Source organism: Anaerococcus sp. Marseille-P3915 (assembly GCF_900258475.1).
Classification (GTDB): domain Bacteria; phylum Bacillota; class Clostridia; order Tissierellales; family Peptoniphilaceae; genus Anaerococcus; species Anaerococcus kampingae.
In genome coordinates, this window is the sequence record NZ_LT984887.1 from 582,980 (window position 1) to 601,802 (window position 18,823).

Consider the following 18,823-nt stretch of genomic DNA (forward strand, 5'->3'; position numbering starts at 1 on the left):
TATCACATTTTAAAAAAATTAAATATGGTAAAATAATAATATGAACTTAACTAGCATACAAAAAAAGGCAGCAGAATTTAAGGATGGACCTTGTCTAGTCCTTGCAGTGCCTGGCGCAGGCAAGACTACTATGCTTTTAGAAAGGATTAAAATTTTATCAAAAAATGTTGATCCACAAAAAATTTTAACCCTAACTTTTTCAAAAACCCAATCACAAGATATGAAAAATCGATTTGGGACAAGCGATAGTAATTTCATGACAATCCACGCCTTTTGCTACCTAATTATAAGAAATTACCTAAAAAAATATAATAGAGAATTAAGACTCATCGAAGCAAGTGATTCCTATAACAAATACCACCTAGTAAGAGACATATATAAGAGCATTAACAATAAAAAACTTTCAAGGGAAGATGTAGAAACTTTTTTTACAGAAACATCTTACATGAAAAACGCTCTGCTTGATTTGTCATACCTAGATAAGGTAAGGATAAAAAATATCAAAGAAATATTTAATGAGTACGAAAGGTTTAAGAAGGAAAATCATTTTATCGATTTTGATGATATGCAATCAATAGCACTAAGGCTCCTTGAAGAAAATCCTAGACTCTTAAGGTCAATACAAAGAAAATACCAATATTTTCAGCTTGATGAAGGCCAAGATAGCTCAATTTTGCAATTTAAAATTCTTAATATGATAGTGTCTAAAAATAATAACTTGATGGTTGTAGCCGATGATGACCAGTCTATCTATTCCTTCAGGGCAGCTGAGCCTGAATATCTTTTAAATTTTAAAAAATACTACCCTGATTCTCAGATAATAATTATGAATGAAAATCACAGGTCAAGCGCAAATATTTCTTGTCTTGCCAATCAATTTATAAAACTTAATAAAAATAGGTATCAAAAAGATATTATATCTAATAAAGAAAATGGAGAAAAGATTGTAATCAAATATCTTAAAGACTTTAAGGATGAATATGATTTTATTTTAAAAAATCTTGATCCAAATAATACTAATGCCATTATTTTTAGAAATAATATTTCAGCTATTAACCTTATTTCATTTTTGTTAGAAGATGACATAAACTTTACTATTAGCGAAGATTTCCTTAAATTTTTTGAATCTCAAATTATTGAAGATATCTTTGATGTGATTAGATTTTCAGAAGATTTTAATGATGTTGAAGCTTTTACAAATATCTACTACAAGATATCAACCTATCTTAAAAAATCCGAGATAGAAGCTCTTGCGAGTAAACCATCTAGGCTTGATGTATTTTCTTATTTTTATGATATTCTTGACTATGATAGAAGAGAAAATCTCTATCAGATTGAAAAAAAGTTGAAGCACATAAGGAAATTACCCCTAGATAGGAAAATATCATATATTTATAACTACCTATCTTACAAATCTTATGCATCGCTAAGGTCAAATAAATTTGCTGAAGAAAATGTAAATAAAGATATATACATAGAGTCTCTAATCAACTTTTCTAGAGGCCTAAAAAATATAAATGACTTTTATGATAAGATTGGTCTAGTAAAAGACAAAATAAAATTTTCTTTGGGAAATCCATTAATATTAACGACAATCCATAAGTCCAAAGGTCTTGAATATGATAGGGTTTTTATAATTGATATGATTAAAAACGAATTTCCTATGATAAATTATGATGAAAATCCAGATGCGGCTATGGAAGAAGAAAGAAGAATATTTTATGTTGCTATGACCAGAGCCAGACAAGCCCTATTTATACTTACAATTAAAAGAAGAAATGGTAAAAAGGCTCAGCCTTCGGAGTTTTTTACCCATGTTTATCAAATAAATAAAACTGCTAGATGACAAAATTTGCCACTAGCAGTTTTATATTCATATAATCTTTAGTTATTTCACTTATCTGCCTTGTTTATAGTAAGAATCTTACCTACAAGATATAAGGACCCACACCAAACTATAAGGTCATCTTCTCCTGCAGAAGATTTAGTATAAGCATAGGCATCTTCGATTTTTTCAAGTATTTCAATATCCTTTACAAATTCTTCTGCTTCCTTTCTTATGGACTCAGTATCGAGAGCTCTTGGATTGTCATCTATAAAGGTAATTACAAGCTTATCTGCTAATTTTCCGATTTTTTCTATGATATACTTGTGGTCCTTATCTCCCAAAACTGAAAAACCGATTATTAATTTATCATAGGAAAACTGGCTAAGACTTTCTATCAGTGCATCTATAGATTCCTTGTTGTGGCTGCCATCTACGAGGATTCTTGGATTCTCATTTATAAGCTCAAGCCTACCAGGATTATAGGCTTCAAATATCCCTTCTTCTATATCTTTTTGGCTTAGCTTAAATTGATCCTTCAGGCCATCTAGGGCAAGTAAGGCTAAAGAGGCATTTAGAATTTGATGCCTGCCCCTTAGGCTGGTCTTAATATGGTGGTCTTTATAAATAAATTCATTGCCAGATGAATCAGATTTTATAATTTTTATCTCATCTTCATTAAGAACACTAAGCTTGGCATTTTTAATCTTTGCCACATCCCTTATCACATTCATTGCCTCATCTTTTTGAGGATAAACATAGACTGGCACACCTTCCTTAATAATTCCTGCCTTATTTGAGGCAATCTCTCCTAAGGTATCTCCCAAAATATTTGTATGATCCATAGATATAGATGTGATTAGACAAGAAAGTGGTTTTTTTATTACATTTGTAGAATCAAATATGCCGCCAAGGCCAACCTCGATAACTGCTACATCTACGCCCTCTTCATAAAAATATAAAAACATGATAGCCGTGATAAATTCAAAATAGGTCACATGGTGGCCTTCTTCATCTAATCTATCAACGTAGACTTTTATCCTGTCTGTATATGCCATGAAGTCTTTTTTTGTTATATCTATACCATTTATAGATATCTCTTCAGTGATTTCTTCCATATAAGGAGAGGTAAATATGCCACACTTATATTTTTTTGCCAAAACGCTTGCGAGCATTTTTGCTGTTGATCCCTTGCCATTAGTACCTGCTATATGGATAGTTTGTATCTTATCTTGTGGATTGTCTAGTAGATCCAAAAGCATCCTAATCTTATCAAGGCCTGGCTTACCATTAGACCCTCCCCTCCCATACAAATAATCTAAATAATCATCAAAAGTTTTCATTTTTCCTCCAAAATTTCTTATAAGTTTATTCTACCTTATGTTATAATTAAGACAGGAGTTTTTATGAAAAGAATACACATTATCGACAGCCTTAGGGGCTTTACCATCATTTCAATGGTTTTATTCCATTTATTTTATAATATAAATTATTACTGGAGACTAGAATTTTATGACGGAACAATATTTAATAAAATCTGGCAATTATCAATTGCTGTCTCATTTTTCCTAATTTCAGGCATCACTTCAAATTTTCTATCTAAAAAGAAAAATATAACAAGAGGCATCAAAACCAGTATTTTAGGTTTTGCTATAAGCCTTATTACTTATGTTTTTGCTAAGGAACAGCTAATAATCTGGGGAGTTTTAAACGGGCTTGGTTTATGTATGATAATAGGAGGGCTTTTAAAAGACAAGCTTAGTCAAAAATTGTGGCCAATTTTTATCTTGCTCTTTACCTTTTCCTACAAGATACCAAGTGCAAGTCTTTATAAGATTGGCTTTTTCAAGGCTCTTTATGATAGGAATTTATTTTTCCTAGGCTTTCCATCTTTAGAATTTTATTCAAATGACTACTTCCCTCTTCTTCCCTGGGTTTTCGCCTATTTAGCAGGTCTTTCATTGGGATCTTATCTAATAGATAAGAACTTTTTTTCCTATGTAGGAAGAGAAAATATTTTAGCAAAAATTGGTAAATACTCTATGCCAATTTATATTATCCATCAAATAATCCTTTATCCTTTGCTTACCCTTATATATAATTTGACCTTATAGTCTTTAGGGTGCTATGATATTAAAATACAACATAAATTGAACTTTTTATCATAAAACGTATACTTACTTTTAATGGAGGAAAATTATGGACTACATAAAAAATTATAAAAAATCTTATCCAACTTCTTACAAAATTCTTCGCGCTTTGCTACTTATCTTACTTTTCTATAAATTTGGATATGTAATTGGAAAGTTTGTTGCAAACATGGGATTTTAATTAAATGACTTATTAACTAATACACAATTAAAAAAGACGTTTAGAATAGTTGCCTATCCTAAGCGTCTTTATTTAGTTAAATTTAATTTCATAATCTTCTAGAAGTGGATTTATTTTTAAAATTTCTTCTATAGCTGTCTTTGTTTTTTCGTCAGCTTCTTCTAAGAACCCCTTTTCAATTAATTCTTTTTCTGTCTTTTTCATTTCATCTTTTCTAAAATCTGAAAAATCATTTAGTTTTAATTGGTTAAAAATAGATTCTCTTTCATCAAAGATTGTTAACGAATCTTCGTCTATGAAGTTATTTAAAATCTCAGCCTTAGGTATTTTTACAGTTATCTTTTCATTCTTTTTATCTACTTTAACATCAATCTCATCCAGATTTACACCAGCATTTACCTCCCCATCGTAAGAGATGATAAATTTCTTTTCAGTTAAAGGTATTTTCATACCGTAGAACTCTGTTTGATTTTCAAAAGCTCCTACATTTGTATATTTATATTTAAGTGTAGTAAGCTCTTTTACTGAAAGAATTTGGTTCTTTATAAGATCTGATGAAACCTTTGTTTCATTCTTGATATTTGACTTCATGCCAAAAAAATAGGCTGCAAAGACAAGGACTAGGACACCTAAAAATCCGTAAACTAGTCTATTGTTTTTAAATTTTCTTAATTTATTTTTTGAACTTGTCATCTAATCTCCTTAAATTATCCTTTTAAAAAATTATACCTTAAGTTTAAAAAAATCAAATTATTTAAAGCTAGCCTTAAGATAATAAATAGGCATGTTTTTATTTCTAAACTTCCTCTCGTATTCGCTGACTATGGATTTATTTTCAGCTAAATCCCTATCTGTTTCAATCACTTCCATTCCAAATTCCTCCATATAGGATATGGAATCATCAAAAAAGGCTTCATTATCAGTTTTAAGTTCAATTTCACCATTTTCCTTGCATATTTTCTTATATAGTTTTAAAAAATTGGAATGAGAGAGTCTCCTCTTATGGTGACGTGTTTTTGGCCAAGGTGTTGAAAAGTTTAGATAAATCTTTGCTAGTTCACCTTCTTCAAACATATCTAGTAAATTTTCCGCTTTGCCCACTATTCCATAAACATTGGTAAGCTCTTCATTTTCTATCTTTCTACATGCAACTACAAATGCATTTGTATTCATCTCAAGGGCTAGGTAATTATAGGCAGGATCAGCACTTGCCTTGCCAACAATAAAATCACCTCTGCCTGCTCCTATCTCGAGAGCTATTGGCTTGTCATCTCTAAAAAGTTCTTTCCACTTACCCTTATGGTTTTCTGGGTCAAATATTATGTATTTACTTTCCTGCATTCTTGGTATAGCATTTGCTTTATGTCTTAATCTCATATATCTCCTCAATAAAAAATTCTAGCAAAGACTTGCCCGCTAGAATTTATATTTCTTTCCTATCTCCCCAAAAACTTGCACCCAAGGTGCCAGGTCCTAGGTGAGATCCTATTGTTGTTCCAATTTCGTATATTTTTATATCATAGCCTTCAAATTTTTCACTTAAGGTCTCTCTTAACTCTTCCGCATCCTCATGCAAATGAGTATGAACTATGAAAATTTCCTTAGGTAAGGACGAGTCCTTCGCTATATGGTTTTCGATTTGCCCTATAAGTGCCTTGGTGGCCTTTTTCTTAGTTCTTATCTTATCCCTTACTAGTAGCTTTCCTTCAAGGTTTACTTCTATAAGTGGGCAAATATTTAATAAATTTCCAAAAGAACCCGCTGCCTTTGAAAGTCTACCACCCCTAACAAGGTAGGTTAAATCACTTGTAAAAAACCAGCCGTGCACATATTCTCTTTTTTCTTTGGCAAGCTCATAGACTTCTTCAATGGACAAACCAGATTTTCTAAGGTCATTTAAATATAAGACCAGAAGTCCTTGACAAGCTGTGGCAGTGAGAGAATCTACTACATAGATTTTCCTTTCAGGATACTTCTCCTTTAGCATATCAACAGCCATTAGGGACTGGTTATATTCGCCGGTAATACCAGAAGACAGGGTCAAATGAAGTATGTCCTTATCTTCTTTTAAAAGATTTTCAAAATATTCTATGTAAGATGAGTAGGTTATCTGACTGGTCTTTGTCATTGCACCATCCTTCATTGCTTCATAGAAGTCATTAAAGGAAATACTTTCGCCAAAGTCTTCCTTATAATTTTTACCATCTATTTCATAATTAAAGGCGATCCATCTGATATCTTCCCTATCTAAAATTTCTTTATTTATGTCAACAGTAGATGTCGCACTCAGTATAAAATCACTCATATAATTCCTCTCATAATATAAATAATATCATACTTTCAAATAATTTAAATTCAATTTCTTATATATTTTCTATCAATTAAATATGAAATTACAAAAGCAAAAAGAGATGGTATTATCCAAGCAAAACCTATTTTAAAACCTGGTAGAGTATTTTTCCCAAGTGTTAATATAGCATCTAGTAATCCTATATTTTTTATAGGATCAGGCAAAGCTTTTATAAAGTCAAGTAGGGCAAATAAGCTTGTTACACCTAAAGTAATTTGGTAAACTCTCTTTCTCTTACCCATATAAATTGATAAGATTGATAAGCTAATTAGGACAATTGATATAGGATAGATAAACATCAAGACTGGTACAGATAAGGATATTATCTGTTTTAAGCCAAGATTTGCTACCAAAAATGATAAGCCAGTAAAGATATAACAATACTGTTTATAAGAAATATTTATCTTAAACATATCTTCGAACATCTCAGAACAGGCTGATACAAGACCAATAGCTGTCTTTAGGCAAGCTATAAATACTATAACTGACAAAATCAAGTGACCAAGCCCTCCAAGATAATGGCTGGAAATTTTTGCTAAAATTACAGCTCCATTTTCAAAATCATCCATAATATTTGCACTTCCTGCCCCCATAAAGGCAAGGCCTGAGTATATTATAGACATAGCTATTAGACAAACTATGCCAGATTTAAAGGTTTCAAAGGCCATGGATTTCTTGTCACTTACTCCCAAGTTTTTTATATTTGAAATTATTATAATCGCAAAAGCAAGGCCTGCTGGTGCATCTAAGGTATTATAACCATCTACAAAACCTACAGCAAAAGGTGATACTAAGTACTTTGGAGCAGCTCCTTTAGCACCAATAGGGCCCATTGGTTTAAATATTGATAGGACCAATAAAAGGGACAATAATATTAAAAATATTGGAGTCATATACTTACCTATGGTATCGATTAGGCTTGCCTTTTTAATTGAAAAGAACAAGACTGCCAAGAAAAATACCACAGAAAATATAAAAAGACCGACAGGATTATAAAAACTCTTAAAGCCTTCAAATATTACCTCATAGGAGGTGGTTGCTGTTCTTGGTATAGCAAAGCCAGGACCTATGGCTAGGTATAAAAGAGTGGTAAAAAAATAAGCAAACTTCTTGCCCGCTCCCATTGATAGGTCAAACAAGCTTTCACTATCGCTTGCTGCTGTTGCTACTACTGCTAATATTGGCAAGCTTACAGCTGATGCCAAAAATCCAATTGTTACTGGAAATAAATTAGCTCCCGACCTCTGACCTATTTCTAGGGGGAAAATCAAGTTTCCCGCCCCAAAAAATAAGCCAAAAAGTAAGGAACCAATCAATAAATTTTCTGATAATTTTAATTTCTTTCTCATATTAATTCCTTTATTTTGTTAATATGATACATCAATTCACAAAATAATCAATCAATTTATAGGCTTTCTACATATTTTTTAACATCAGGACCAACTAAAATTTCTCCATCATCCTTAAAAAGAATTGGTCTTTTGACAAGCATGCCATCAGTTGCCAAAAGATCATATTTCTCATCAAGACTCATCTCTTTAAGCTTATCCTTTAGATTCATCTGCCTATAGATTTGGCCTGAAGTATTGAAAAATCTCTTGATATCATAGTCTGTAGCCTCATGCCACTTTTTAAGTTCATCCCTAGTCGGATTATCTTCTTTAATATCTCTTAAATCATATTCTACATTTTTCTCATCAAGCATCTTTAGTATGCCCTTGCATGTAGAACACCTATTATAACAAATTATTTTCATTTATTTCCTCCCAAATATTTCATAACAACACTTGCCATAAGGGTTGGCCCATAGATTATGGCATCTTCATTAAATTTGGCTTTGGCATTGTGAAGTGGATAAACTGTTTGATCATCTACCTTACAACCTACCATCATCATAACAGCTGGCACATTTTTTGCTACATTTGCAAAATCATCTGAAGCTGTAACTGCTTCAGCTTTGTCAGAATAATTAAAATCTGGATTTTCCTTTTTTATTTCCTTTAAGACTTCTACTATATCATCTACCATCCCTTCATCATTTATTATAGCAGGTACATCTGATAGTATTTCAAAACTTGCCTTACCCCTAAAGGCTTTTGCAATATGATCAGCAATTTCAGGAATCCTAGTCTTGATATGTTCCTTACTTTTTTGTGAATATGTTCTAGTTGTACCTTCTATTATAGCCTTATCTGGGATAATATTTGGAGCATTGCCCGCACTAATATGGCCTGTAGTAAGGACAGCGCCCTCCCTAAAGGATATTTCTCTAGATACCAAAACTTGAAGAGCATTTACAATTTGTGCTGCAATAAAGGCTGCGTCTACCCCTTTTTCAGGCATAGCTCCATGGGCTCCGTAGCCTTCTACCTCTATTCTAAAGTTGTTATTAGATGTAGCCATCTCACCTTTTTTGATATAAAGTCCAGGTGCAAGAGTTGTATCCATATGAACCATCATAGCCTTTTCTACTTTAGGATTTTCAAGTATGCCTGCATCTATCATCTTCTGACTGCCAGATAGAAGCTCTTCTGCTGGTTGGAACATTAGTTTAACTACTCCATTTATCTTGTCTTCATTTTCCTTAAGAAGCTTAGCTGTTCCTAAGAGCATAGCTGTATGGAAATCATGACCGCACAAGTGACCATTTTCATTTGTGCTCTTGCAAACTACATCAGCTTCTTCTTTAATAGGAAGGGCATCCATATCTGCCCTTAATAGTATACACCTATCTCCCTTGCCAATTGTTGCAAGGACTCCAGATTCTATTGGTTTTGAATATTTAATGCCCATCTTATCAAGTTCATCTGTTATAAGTTTGACAGTGTTAGTCACCTCAAATCCTATCTCAGGATTTTCATGAAGATTTCTTCTTATTTCTATTAAATAGTCTTTTATCTCTTGTGATTTTTTATAAAAATTCATATTTACTTCCTTATATAATGTATTTAGGTTGTTAAAGGTAACCTATAAGCCTTTTTCGACTAAGTATTATTCAGATTTACTGTATAATATTGTTATTAGATAGAGTGTACTCGTCACTTCCTTGAGATTTAATCTCGTACTTGAAAGAGTGAGTCCTCTAATCTTTTAACTGTTTACGAATAAGTTAGATGTTGACCCTTTCAGGGTACTTCGTATATACCATAAGGCAGTAACGTTATTAGATTTTGAGGTGTCTATCTAAAATACTTTTTTATGAGGTTTCAAATGTTCTATTTAGGTATCGATATTGGTAAAAATACTCATGTTGCTTCATTAGTTGATGACAAGAAAAAGGTTATTTTTAAGGCTTTTTCTTTTTCAAATTCCATTAATGGCGCTGAGAGTTTAGTCCTTAAACTAGAAGCTTTCAAAAATGAACTTGAAGTTGGTATGGAAGCTACAGGTCATTATTGGTTATCTCTATACTCATATCTTGCCCAAAAAAACTTTACTGTTCGTGTTATCAATCCAATCCAAACTGACGGTTGGCGACAAGGTGTAGAAATCAGAAAGAGAAAAACTGATATTATTGATTCTCTTTTAATAGCTGATCTTCTTAGATATGGAGATTTCGTTGAGACTTCACTTTCTAATGAAGATTATTTGTCTTTGAGGAATCTTTCCAGATTTAGGTCCTACCTCATTTCTTCAATTGGCGATCTTAAAAGAAAAACTATTGCACTTTTAGATCAAGTTTTTCCTGAATACGCCTCTTCTTTTAGTAATATTTTTGGGAAGACTTCTAAGGAAATTCTTTCAAATTTCTCTACTCCTTCTGATTTTGAGGATATTAATTCTGATGATTTGAATACTTTTCTTGAATCTGTTTCTAAGAAAAACTATGCTTCTAAGAAGATTGATGAGCTTTCTAAAAAGGCTTCTTCTTCTTTTGGTATTAATTTCTGCCTGGATTCTTTTAGTCTTCAAATCAAAATGCTTATTGAGCAAATTTCTTTTATTCAAACTCAGGTTTCTAATGTTGAGAATGAAATTGAGGTTTTACTTGAAAAACTTAATTCTCCAATTACTACTATTCCAGGTATCGGTTCTGTTAATGCAGCTACTATATTAGGTGAAATTGGTGATATTAAAAGATTTTCTAATCCTTCTAAACTTGTCGCTTATGCTGGTTTGGATGCTAGCATTTCTCAGTCTGGAGAATATGAATCTACTTACAATCATATGAGTAAAAGAGGTTCTCCATACCTTAGACGTGCTTTGTTTCAATCTGCTCTTAGAGCTGAATTTTGTGATCCTGTTTTCTCAGATTATTATCAAAAAAAGATTAGTGAAGGAAAACATCATTTAGTTGCTACTAATGCTGTTGCTAGAAAGCTTTGTCATACTATTTTTGCTGTTCTTACTAAGAATGAACCTTATCAAGTGCAGAGTTAGTTTTTGCTTAACTGTTTACAAATTTTTGATAAAGCTTCTGTAAATGGCGAGCGAAGCTAGGGTGTAGCCTTTACCTTTTACAGGTTTTTTTGAAAAAAATTACAATTTCATGAGCAAAAAACTTATGAACCCAATATTTAAAATCTATTAAATATTAGGTCTTTTTGTTGTGCCTATTTTTATTCATTTTTTATCTATATCAATCCCTATATTTTTTTATTTCACCTCTTGACTTTTAATAGTTAGTCTTTCTTTCACTTAAAATATACCCAAAAACTAGGCTAATCTTTCTATATTTTTCTCTAAAATTTCTATTGGATAAGTAGATTCGACCCTATTTATCAAATCATCAATAATTTTTCTAGCGACCTTATTTGAATTGCTTATAGTTACAAAGGCCAAATGGGCCTTGTTAAGGATATCTAGGTCAGAAATTTCTGCTGCAGAAATATTTAAATTCTTTCTAGCATAATCTAAAATTGACCTCACAGTCCTTCTCTTATCCTTAAGAGAAAAGGCGTCAAAGATTACAAATTTTATTTCAAGCAGGTATACATACATCTATATATCCTTATTGTGCTTCTTATCAGCCAGGAAGACTGCAAGTAGTGATGATAGAATCAGATTACCCTTGCCAAAGCAGGTGTACCTTGGCTCCCATAAGCTCGCATACTTTGATTTATAATTTCGAAGCCCTTTAAATGGATAGATGCTATCGGCGTGGCCATAAATAAAGGCTGCAACCCTCTCGCTCAAATAGGCTGACTTGTACTTGCCAACATTGGCTAGAGGTGCCATACCTAGGTTAAAATATTTCATTCCCTCTTCTTGGGCCTTTAAGAAAAGATTTAAAAATAGATAATCCATCATAGAATTGACATTCATATCTGTGTCATACCTCATAAGATCTATGGTCATTACATCCGGGTCATAGTTTGGCATAATATTAGTAAAGGCAGTAACATCACCATCCTTATCATAAACAAGACCAAGCCTTGACTCATTTAAATAATCCCTATCAAAAAATCCTAGGGAAAATCCCTTCTCTTCTCTTCCCTTAAGCCACTTATCTGAAATAATATCAAGCCTGTCAAGAAGCTTATCATCATAAGGAGGGTCTAAGATTTCAAATTTATAACCATCCTTTTCAAACCTATTTAATATGTTTCTAAGGGAAGATTTTTTCCTACCAGCTAGAGAAAATTCTCCTAAATCAATAAGGGCATTTTCACCAAATTTCATAAAATCAAACCCATAATCGTGCAAATTAAGAGTAAATTTCTCACCCACTTCATAAAAGACTGGATTTAGTGATTTGATATAGGATCTTTCTATAAAATCTGACAGAGCCTCATCCAAGTATGCCCTATCACCAAAGGGCTCACCCATGACAATAATCTTGTTATTTACTATTTGATATAAAAATGCCATGAGCTTTTCGTCATTTTCATTAGTGTAATAATATATATACTTATCATTCAAAAAGCCAAGACCAGCTGTAGTTGATCCTGTCGGAGTATTTTTTTGAACAAAGTCCCTAAATTCTCCTATGTCTGGCTCATCACTTATTAAAACATCCTTTTTCATATAGAGAAGAATAAGTTTTAGACATAATAAAACAGCACCTATCAATATTGAAAAAATCAAAATTTTATTTAAGAACGGATAATTTTCTAGAAGCTGATCTGAGGCTATATTTTTAAGGTATATAAAAGCCCAAAAGCCTGCAAAAATCGAATCTATGATTATCTCTTCTACACTAAATACAAAAGCATCCTTTATTAGGGCCTCTCTTGTTAGATAAGAAATAAAGCCTATCAAGAAAAGAGGAACCAAGGTAAAGACAGTATCCCCTATTAGAATTAGATAAAATCCAGTGAAAGCCAAAAGTGGATAAAGTATCTTTAAAAATTTCTTTTGTCTATCAAAGGCTAATCTTGCTAGGATTAAAAAGACAAAGCCTAATACAAATTCAAGCAGAGCCCTAACAAGGACAATTGTCATAAAAGAAAATTCATTAAAGGGAAAATAATTTAAATTATCACTCACATTCACACTCAAAAGAAAGCCGAGACCATAAAATCCAATAAAAATCGAATTAATTCTTTGTATGTATTCTCTAGCAAGCTTTAGGGCAAGTTCTCCATAATTATTTCTCAGTGAAATCAAAATATCCTTAAATCTTATAAAGACATAAATAATACCTACTAGCAAAAATATACCAAGAATGAGGCTCGTTTTAAAACCTGTAGCAGTCTTGGCTAAATAATATATAGCCATCAAGACAAGAAACAAAAATATAAAATGTATAAATTTTTCCCTATATTTTTTTATTAACTTCATCTAAGCTCCTTTCAAAAAATCTAAAACAAGCCTGTTAAAAATCTCAGGGGCCTTCCTTGCTAACCTGTGACCCTGGTTTTTTATAATATAAAGCTTGCAGTCTCTAATGTTTTGGGCAATACCTCTTATGTGAGATAACCTTATCAAATCATTAGACCCAACAATAATCATAGTTGGATTGTCAATATCTCTAAGGTCCGACTTTTCAAGCTTAAGATCTCCTAGCAGAAGTCTTGCTACCCTTTTATTCTTTTTAAAAAATGGCAAAATAGTCCAGACTATATTTTCTAAAATCATAAGGACCTTTGCAAAAGGCGTAATCCCATCAAATCTCGCATTTGGAGCATTAAGAATGAGTTTATCAATCATTTCTCCATACATCTTGTGAAATACAAGGGCAAGATTTGCCCCATCAGAAAAACCTAAGACGTGTGCCTTCTTAAGGCCCAAAGCCTGGTAGACTTCCTTTAGGTCATTTGCCATAATTTCAAAACTGAGCTTATCCTTATTATTATCAGAAAATCCATGATCCCTAAAATCTATCAAAATAAGATGAAAATACTTAGATAGAAATCCTATCTGATATTCAAAATAAGTCATATCCCCGTCATTGCCATGAAGGAGGAAAAGATTTTCACCCTGGCCATACTCCTTATAAAAAATATGGGTTCCGTCCCTTAATTTTATATAATCATCTTCAGTACTTTTCATAAAAGCTCCTTTAATTAATTATATCACTTTCTATTAATAAGTCTTTTATAGTGAAGATATTTTTATAATTAGTAAAATAAAAGCAAGGAGGATCTATGAACTTTAATTTTAATGATAAAAAAGAAAACAAAATCAATTTTATATTCGAAGAAGATAATAAGCATAATTTTTTTAAGGCTAAAAGTGGTGCAATATTGCCAGTAGAAGCTGAAGGGGAAATCCTACTAGGACTTGGCAAAAAAGAAGACTTTACTAAGGATGTCCTAAAAGAAGCTGTCGCTAAACTTATAAGATTTTTAGCTGATAAGGATATTTCTACTATTTCATTTTCAGCAAATAATACAGACCTTGATGATAAGGACTTTTGCCTTGCAATAGTAGAAGCCTCTATGGTGGCTTCATATAAGTTTGACCACTACAAGAGCGAAAAAGCTTGTCAAAAACTTTCTGAAATTAACTTTGATGAAAGCCTTTCACCATATAAAGCTGATCTAGAAGAGCTTTCAAATGTTTTAGAAGGTCAATTTTTAGCAAGAGACCTTGTGAATCTAAGGTCAAATGACATCTACCCAGAAACTTTAGCCCAAGCTGCCCATGATAATTTATCAGACCTTGGCGTTGATGTAAAAATCTATGGCAAGGATGAAATTCTTGATATGGGCCTTACTGCTTTTTATGAAGTAGCTAAGGGATCTGATAAGGAACCTAAATTTATAGTTATGGAATACCTAAAGGGAGACAATGAGCCTCTAGCCTTAGTTGGTAAGGGTCTAACCTATGATGCAGGAGGTTACTCTATTAAAACATCTGCTGGTATGAAGACTATGAACTCAGATATGGGTGGATCAGGTACAGCTATCGGTGCAATGAAGGCAATTGCTTCAAATAAGCTTAAAGTCAATGTTGTAGCTATTGTTGCAGCCTGCGAAAACCTAATATCAGGCAGAGCTTATAAGCCAGGTGACATAATCAAAGCAAGAAATGGCATGACAATAGATGTAGATAATACAGATGCTGAGGGAAGGATTACCCTTGCAGATGCTGTAAATTACGCAGCTACAGAATATAAACCAAGCCTATTAGTTGACCTTGCAACCCTTACAGGTGCAGTCCTAGTGGCTCTTGGTGAAACCTATACAGGTGCTGTTACAAATGATGATGCTGCCTTTGCTAAGGTTAAAAAAGCAAGCGAAGATTCTGATGAAAAAATTTGGCGACTTCCAAATGACCCATTCTTTAAGACCTACAACAAGAGCGAAAATGGCGATGTCAAAAACTCTGGTGGCAGAATGGCAGGATCTATAACAGCTGGCCAATTTATCGAAAACTTCATCGAAGAAGTCCCATGGGTACACCTTGATATAGCAGGAACTGCTTACCTATCAGCTCCACAAGGAATAAATGAAACAGGAGCAACAGGTGTCCATGTCAAGACCCTATACAATTTAGCTAAAAACTATTAATAAAAAATCCCAAGTAACTTAGGATTTTCCTAAAGTCTTGGGATTTTTTTATATACCTAGGTAGGCTGCCTTTACATCTGGATCTGCCTTTAGATCACTTGCCTTACCTTCTTTTACAATCTTGCCTGTCTCAAGAACATAGGCCCTGTCGGCTATATCTAGGGCAAGATTTGCATTTTGTTCTACAAGTAGGATTGTCCTGCCTTCTTCTTTTAAAATCCTAATCGTATCAAATATCTTATCTACAAATAGAGGCGAAAGACCCATTGAAGGCTCATCTAAAAGTAGCACCTTAGGATTAGTAAGTAGGGCCCTGCCCATAGCTAGCATTTGCTGCTCACCACCCGAAAGGGTACCTGCTTTTTGATTTTTTCTTTCCTCTAAAACTGGGAAAAGCTCGTAAATCTTTTTAAGCTCTTTTTGATTTTCTTCATCAGACCTATCCACAGCTATTGTTCCAAGTTTTAAATTATCCTCTACAGAAAGACCTGCAAATACACGTCTTCCTTCAGGTACTTGCGCAATGCCTTCTCTTGTAATTTGGAAAGATTTTTCCTTTTTGATTGACTTTTCATTAAAGAAAATATCACCCTCTTTGGCATCCAAAAGACCAGATATAGTCTGAAGGGTTGTAGTTTTGCCAGCACCGTTGGCACCAATTAAGGAAACTACTTCGCCTTCATCTACTTTAAGACTTATACCCTTAAGAGCCCTGATATTTCCATAATATACACTTAAATTTTCAACTCTTAATATACTCATATTTCCTCTTTCTAGTTGCCAAGATAGGCCCTTACTACTTCTTCATTTGAGATTACTTCTTTAGGATCACCTTGGGCAAGGATTTCTCCATAATTTAGAACAATAAGTCTTTCTGATATACCTAAAACTAGATTCATATCATGCTCTATCAATAGGATTGAAACTCCGGTTTTTTCTCTTATAATCCTTATAGAATCCATAAGATCTTGAGTTTCAGACTCATTCATACCAGCTGCCGGCTCATCTAGAAGAAGAAGTTTAGGTCTTGTTGCCATAGCTCTTGCTATTTCTAACTTTCTTTGGGCACCATATGGAAGACTTCCTGCAAAGGCCCTGAAATATTTTTCTAGGTTAAAGAGGCTTAAGATTTCCTTAGCTGTCTTTGTCGCTTCATTTTCTTCCTTCCAGAAGCTAGGAAATCTTAGCATACCACTAAGAACTCCATAGTCCATGTATTGGTTCATGGCAAGTTTAACATTATCTAGTACTGTTAGGTTATCAAATAGCCTTATATTTTGAAAAGTCCTTGCTACACCCATCTTTGAAAGCTTATCTGGAGAAATGCCATTGGTCATCTCCCCATCTAATAAAATCTCACCGCTTGTTGGAGTATAAACACCTGATAACATATTAAAAAGAGTGGTTTTACCAGCTCCGTTAGGGCCGATTAGGCCTAAGAGCTCTCCCTTTTTTAGGTTAAAAGTTACATCAGATACTGCCTTAAGTCCTCCAAAGGAAATGCTAAGGTCTTTTACTTCAAGCACATTATCATGTATTATTTCTTTACTATTCACCTTCTACATCTCCTTTCTTATACTTATCTATCTTTAATAGATTTCTTATTGAAAATTCTTTTCTTCCTAAAAGACCTTGAGGTCTATAAATCATAACAGCTATAAGGATTAGAGCATAGATTACCATTCTCCATTCAGCAAGTGGTCTTAATATTTCCGGAAGAATTGTTAGGCCAATTGATGAGAAGATTGCACCTGTCATAGATCCCATACCACCTAAAACTACCATTACTAGATAGTCAAATGACTTGTTGTAGTTAAATATATTTGCTGCCAATACCCCAAAGCTTTGAGCATAAAGGGCACCTGCTATACCTGCAAAGACTGCAGATAGGGCAAAGGCAAAGGTCTTATACTTTGTGATATTGATACCGCAAGCTTGGGCTGCTAATTCGTTATCTCTTATTGATAAGACAGCCCTACCATGACGGCAAGATGCATAGGTAAAGATCATAGCTACAAGGAAGGCTGCCACAAAATAAAATTTTCCGAAATCATTGGTCGTTGGGATACCAGCCAGGCCTTGGGCACCTCCTGTAAAGCCTAAGTTTTCTATAAGTACTCTTATGATTTCACCAAAGGCTAGGGTTACTATAGCTAGATAATCACCGGTTAACCTTAAAACAGGAAGTCCGATTAAAACACCAAATATAGCTGCAACCACTCCTGCTATTATAAGAGAAAGTATAAAGCCTAAAAATCCCCCTACTAGGCCGCTTTTAAGAAATAAAGCTGCTGAATAAGCACCGATTGCCATGAAGCCCGCGTGGCCTAGGTTAATTTGTCCTAAGACACCTACAGTTAGGTTAAGACTTGTGGCCATTATTATATTTATACAAATTAGTACAAGGATATTTTGCCAATATCTATTTAAAAGATTAAGTCCAATTAGACTTTGGATTATTACAAAAAATAATACTACTAATGCTGTTGTGATAAGATAAGTTTTCTTTCTATTCTTGGACATATCACACCTTTTCTTTCTCTAGTTTGCCAAATAAGCCATTTGGAGCTACTAGTAAAACTATAATCAATACTACAAATACTATAGCATCTGCATAAGCACTTGATAGGTAAGCTCTGGTCAAAACTTCTATTATACCTAGGATTAAACCGCCTATAACAGCCCCTGGTATACTTCCGATTCCTCCAAGGACTGCTGCTGTAAAGGCCTTAATACCAAGCATTGATCCCATAAAAGGTTGGATCTGTGGATAGCTTGCTACATATAAAACTGAAGCTACACCTGCAAGGGCTGATCCTATAGCAAAGGTCATTGTCATAACCTTATTTACATTTATACCAACAAGCTCTGCAGCACCGTAGTCTTCACTTACAGCTAGCATTGATTTACCATGTTTTGTTTTATTTACAAATAAGTTCAATAAATATGTTAGGATAATTGTTGATACGATTGTAACTATTGTAGCAAGTGATAGGTGAACTCCTCCAAAGTTTAGAGACTTTTGTGGGAAAAGCCCTGGTATAGGTTTTGCACTTGATGTAAATATCTTTACGAATAAGTTTTGTAAAAATAGGGACACACCTATGGTTGTTATAAGTAAGGAAATTCTTGAAGAATTCCTAAGTGGCTTATAGGCTACTCTTTCTATAACCACGCCAAGTATCGTACATACTAATATGGCAGGTACTATAGCAAGCCATAGTGGCAAGCCTGCCTTAAATATAGGTAATTGGATGGCAAGAAATACAGTATATCCACCTACCATTATGATATCGCCGTGGGCGAAGTTGATAAGTTTGGCTATACCATAAACCATCGTATACCCTAGGGCTACAAGGGCATATATAGAGCCTAGTTGTAGCCCGTTAAATAATTGGGTAATAAAATCCATTAATCTCT

Annotated in this window: 19 protein-coding genes; 5 read left to right on the top strand and 14 right to left on the bottom strand. The window is 33.4% G+C overall.

Annotated features, from left to right (window positions below; genetic code table 11):
* Positions 1-40 precede the first annotated feature (40 nt).
* A complete protein-coding gene (locus C8269_RS02910; RefSeq protein WP_106460355.1) occupies positions 41-1,846 on the top strand; it encodes an ATP-dependent helicase in 1,806 nt (601 codons plus the stop codon).
* Positions 1,847-1,893: 47 nt separating this feature from the next.
* Here C8269_RS02910 and C8269_RS02915 read toward each other — a convergent pair whose 3' ends face one another.
* On the bottom strand, positions 1,894-3,168 hold the full coding sequence (locus C8269_RS02915) for a bifunctional folylpolyglutamate synthase/dihydrofolate synthase (protein ID WP_106460356.1): 1,275 nt from the start codon (positions 3,166-3,168) through the stop codon (positions 1,894-1,896).
* Between the two features lie 63 nt (positions 3,169-3,231).
* Between C8269_RS02915 and C8269_RS02920 the strand changes: the two genes are divergently transcribed.
* Both C8269_RS02920 and C8269_RS02925 read left to right on the top strand, forming a co-directional pair.
* Positions 3,232-3,939, top strand: coding sequence for a heparan-alpha-glucosaminide N-acetyltransferase domain-containing protein (locus tag C8269_RS02920; protein ID WP_106460357.1), 708 nt, complete (start codon positions 3,232-3,234; stop codon positions 3,937-3,939).
* A gap of 85 nt (positions 3,940-4,024) precedes the next feature.
* Positions 4,025-4,156 (top strand): glycerol-3-phosphate transporter, encoded by a 132-nt coding sequence (locus tag C8269_RS02925; protein WP_106460358.1) that lies wholly within the window; start codon positions 4,025-4,027, stop codon positions 4,154-4,156.
* A 72-nt stretch (positions 4,157-4,228) separates the two neighbouring features.
* Here the strand turns inward: C8269_RS02925 and C8269_RS02930 are convergent, their stop codons facing one another.
* Genes C8269_RS02930 through C8269_RS02955 form a run of 6 tightly spaced genes read right to left on the bottom strand, consistent with a single transcriptional unit; the run spans position 4,229 to position 9,431 of the window.
* Positions 4,229-4,849 carry a DUF4230 domain-containing protein gene (locus C8269_RS02930; protein ID WP_106460359.1) on the bottom strand — a complete coding sequence of 207 codons (621 nt, stop codon included), beginning with the start codon at positions 4,847-4,849 and terminating at the stop codon, positions 4,229-4,231.
* Between the two features lie 57 nt (positions 4,850-4,906).
* A complete protein-coding gene (gene trmB, locus C8269_RS02935; RefSeq protein ID WP_106460360.1) occupies positions 4,907-5,533 on the bottom strand; it encodes a tRNA (guanosine(46)-N7)-methyltransferase TrmB in 627 nt (208 codons plus the stop codon).
* A 46-nt stretch (positions 5,534-5,579) separates the two neighbouring features.
* Positions 5,580-6,461 (bottom strand): DegV family protein, encoded by an 882-nt coding sequence (locus C8269_RS02940; protein ID WP_106460361.1) that lies wholly within the window; start codon positions 6,459-6,461, stop codon positions 5,580-5,582.
* A 50-nt stretch (positions 6,462-6,511) separates the two neighbouring features.
* On the bottom strand, positions 6,512-7,855 hold the full coding sequence (gene brnQ, locus C8269_RS02945; RefSeq protein ID WP_106460362.1) for a branched-chain amino acid transport system II carrier protein: 1,344 nt from the start codon (positions 7,853-7,855) through the stop codon (positions 6,512-6,514).
* A gap of 56 nt (positions 7,856-7,911) precedes the next feature.
* The gene (locus C8269_RS02950) at positions 7,912-8,262 is read right to left on the bottom strand and encodes a Spx/MgsR family RNA polymerase-binding regulatory protein (RefSeq protein WP_106460363.1); all 351 of its coding nucleotides are present in this window, start codon (positions 8,260-8,262) and stop codon (positions 7,912-7,914) included.
* Positions 8,259-9,431, bottom strand: coding sequence for a M20 metallopeptidase family protein (locus C8269_RS02955; RefSeq protein WP_106460364.1), 1,173 nt, complete (start codon positions 9,429-9,431; stop codon positions 8,259-8,261). The genes C8269_RS02950 and C8269_RS02955 overlap by 4 nt, the downstream gene beginning before the upstream one ends.
* A 285-nt stretch (positions 9,432-9,716) precedes the next feature.
* Between C8269_RS02955 and C8269_RS02960 the strand changes: the two genes are divergently transcribed.
* Positions 9,717-10,886: an IS110 family transposase gene (locus C8269_RS02960; RefSeq protein WP_106460365.1), complete on the top strand. Its 1,170-nt coding sequence runs from the start codon at positions 9,717-9,719 to the stop codon at positions 10,884-10,886.
* 276 nt (positions 10,887-11,162) lie between these two features.
* Here the strand turns inward: C8269_RS02960 and C8269_RS02965 are convergent, their stop codons facing one another.
* Genes C8269_RS02965 through C8269_RS02975 form a run of 3 tightly spaced genes read right to left on the bottom strand, consistent with a single transcriptional unit; the run spans position 11,163 to position 13,940 of the window.
* Positions 11,163-11,447 (bottom strand): DUF503 domain-containing protein, encoded by a 285-nt coding sequence (locus C8269_RS02965; RefSeq protein ID WP_106460366.1) that lies wholly within the window; start codon positions 11,445-11,447, stop codon positions 11,163-11,165.
* Complete coding sequence (locus C8269_RS02970; protein WP_106460367.1) at positions 11,448-13,229, bottom strand: phosphatidylglycerol lysyltransferase domain-containing protein; 1,782 nt, start codon at positions 13,227-13,229, stop codon at positions 11,448-11,450.
* Positions 13,230-13,940, bottom strand: coding sequence for an alpha/beta fold hydrolase (locus tag C8269_RS02975; protein WP_106460368.1), 711 nt, complete (start codon positions 13,938-13,940; stop codon positions 13,230-13,232). It lies immediately after the preceding gene.
* Between the two features lie 95 nt (positions 13,941-14,035).
* Here C8269_RS02975 and C8269_RS02980 point away from each other — a divergent pair, with 95 nt between their 5' ends.
* Positions 14,036-15,403: a leucyl aminopeptidase gene (locus C8269_RS02980; protein WP_106460369.1), complete on the top strand. Its 1,368-nt coding sequence runs from the start codon at positions 14,036-14,038 to the stop codon at positions 15,401-15,403.
* A gap of 48 nt (positions 15,404-15,451) precedes the next feature.
* Here the strand turns inward: C8269_RS02980 and C8269_RS02985 are convergent, their stop codons facing one another.
* Genes C8269_RS02985 through C8269_RS03000 form a run of 4 tightly spaced genes read right to left on the bottom strand, consistent with a single transcriptional unit; the run spans position 15,452 to position 18,815 of the window.
* The gene (locus C8269_RS02985; RefSeq protein ID WP_106460370.1) at positions 15,452-16,165 is read right to left on the bottom strand and encodes an ABC transporter ATP-binding protein; all 714 of its coding nucleotides are present in this window, start codon (positions 16,163-16,165) and stop codon (positions 15,452-15,454) included.
* Between the two features lie 11 nt (positions 16,166-16,176).
* Positions 16,177-16,959, bottom strand: a complete 783-nt coding sequence (locus C8269_RS02990; protein ID WP_234025822.1) for an ABC transporter ATP-binding protein — start codon at positions 16,957-16,959, stop codon at positions 16,177-16,179.
* A complete protein-coding gene (locus C8269_RS02995; RefSeq protein ID WP_106460371.1) occupies positions 16,952-17,926 on the bottom strand; it encodes a branched-chain amino acid ABC transporter permease in 975 nt (324 codons plus the stop codon). Before C8269_RS02995 ends, C8269_RS02990 begins: the two co-directional genes overlap by 8 nt.
* Position 17,927: 1 nt before the next feature.
* Positions 17,928-18,815, bottom strand: a complete 888-nt coding sequence (locus C8269_RS03000; RefSeq protein WP_106460372.1) for a branched-chain amino acid ABC transporter permease — start codon at positions 18,813-18,815, stop codon at positions 17,928-17,930.
* Positions 18,816-18,823 lie beyond the last annotated feature (8 nt).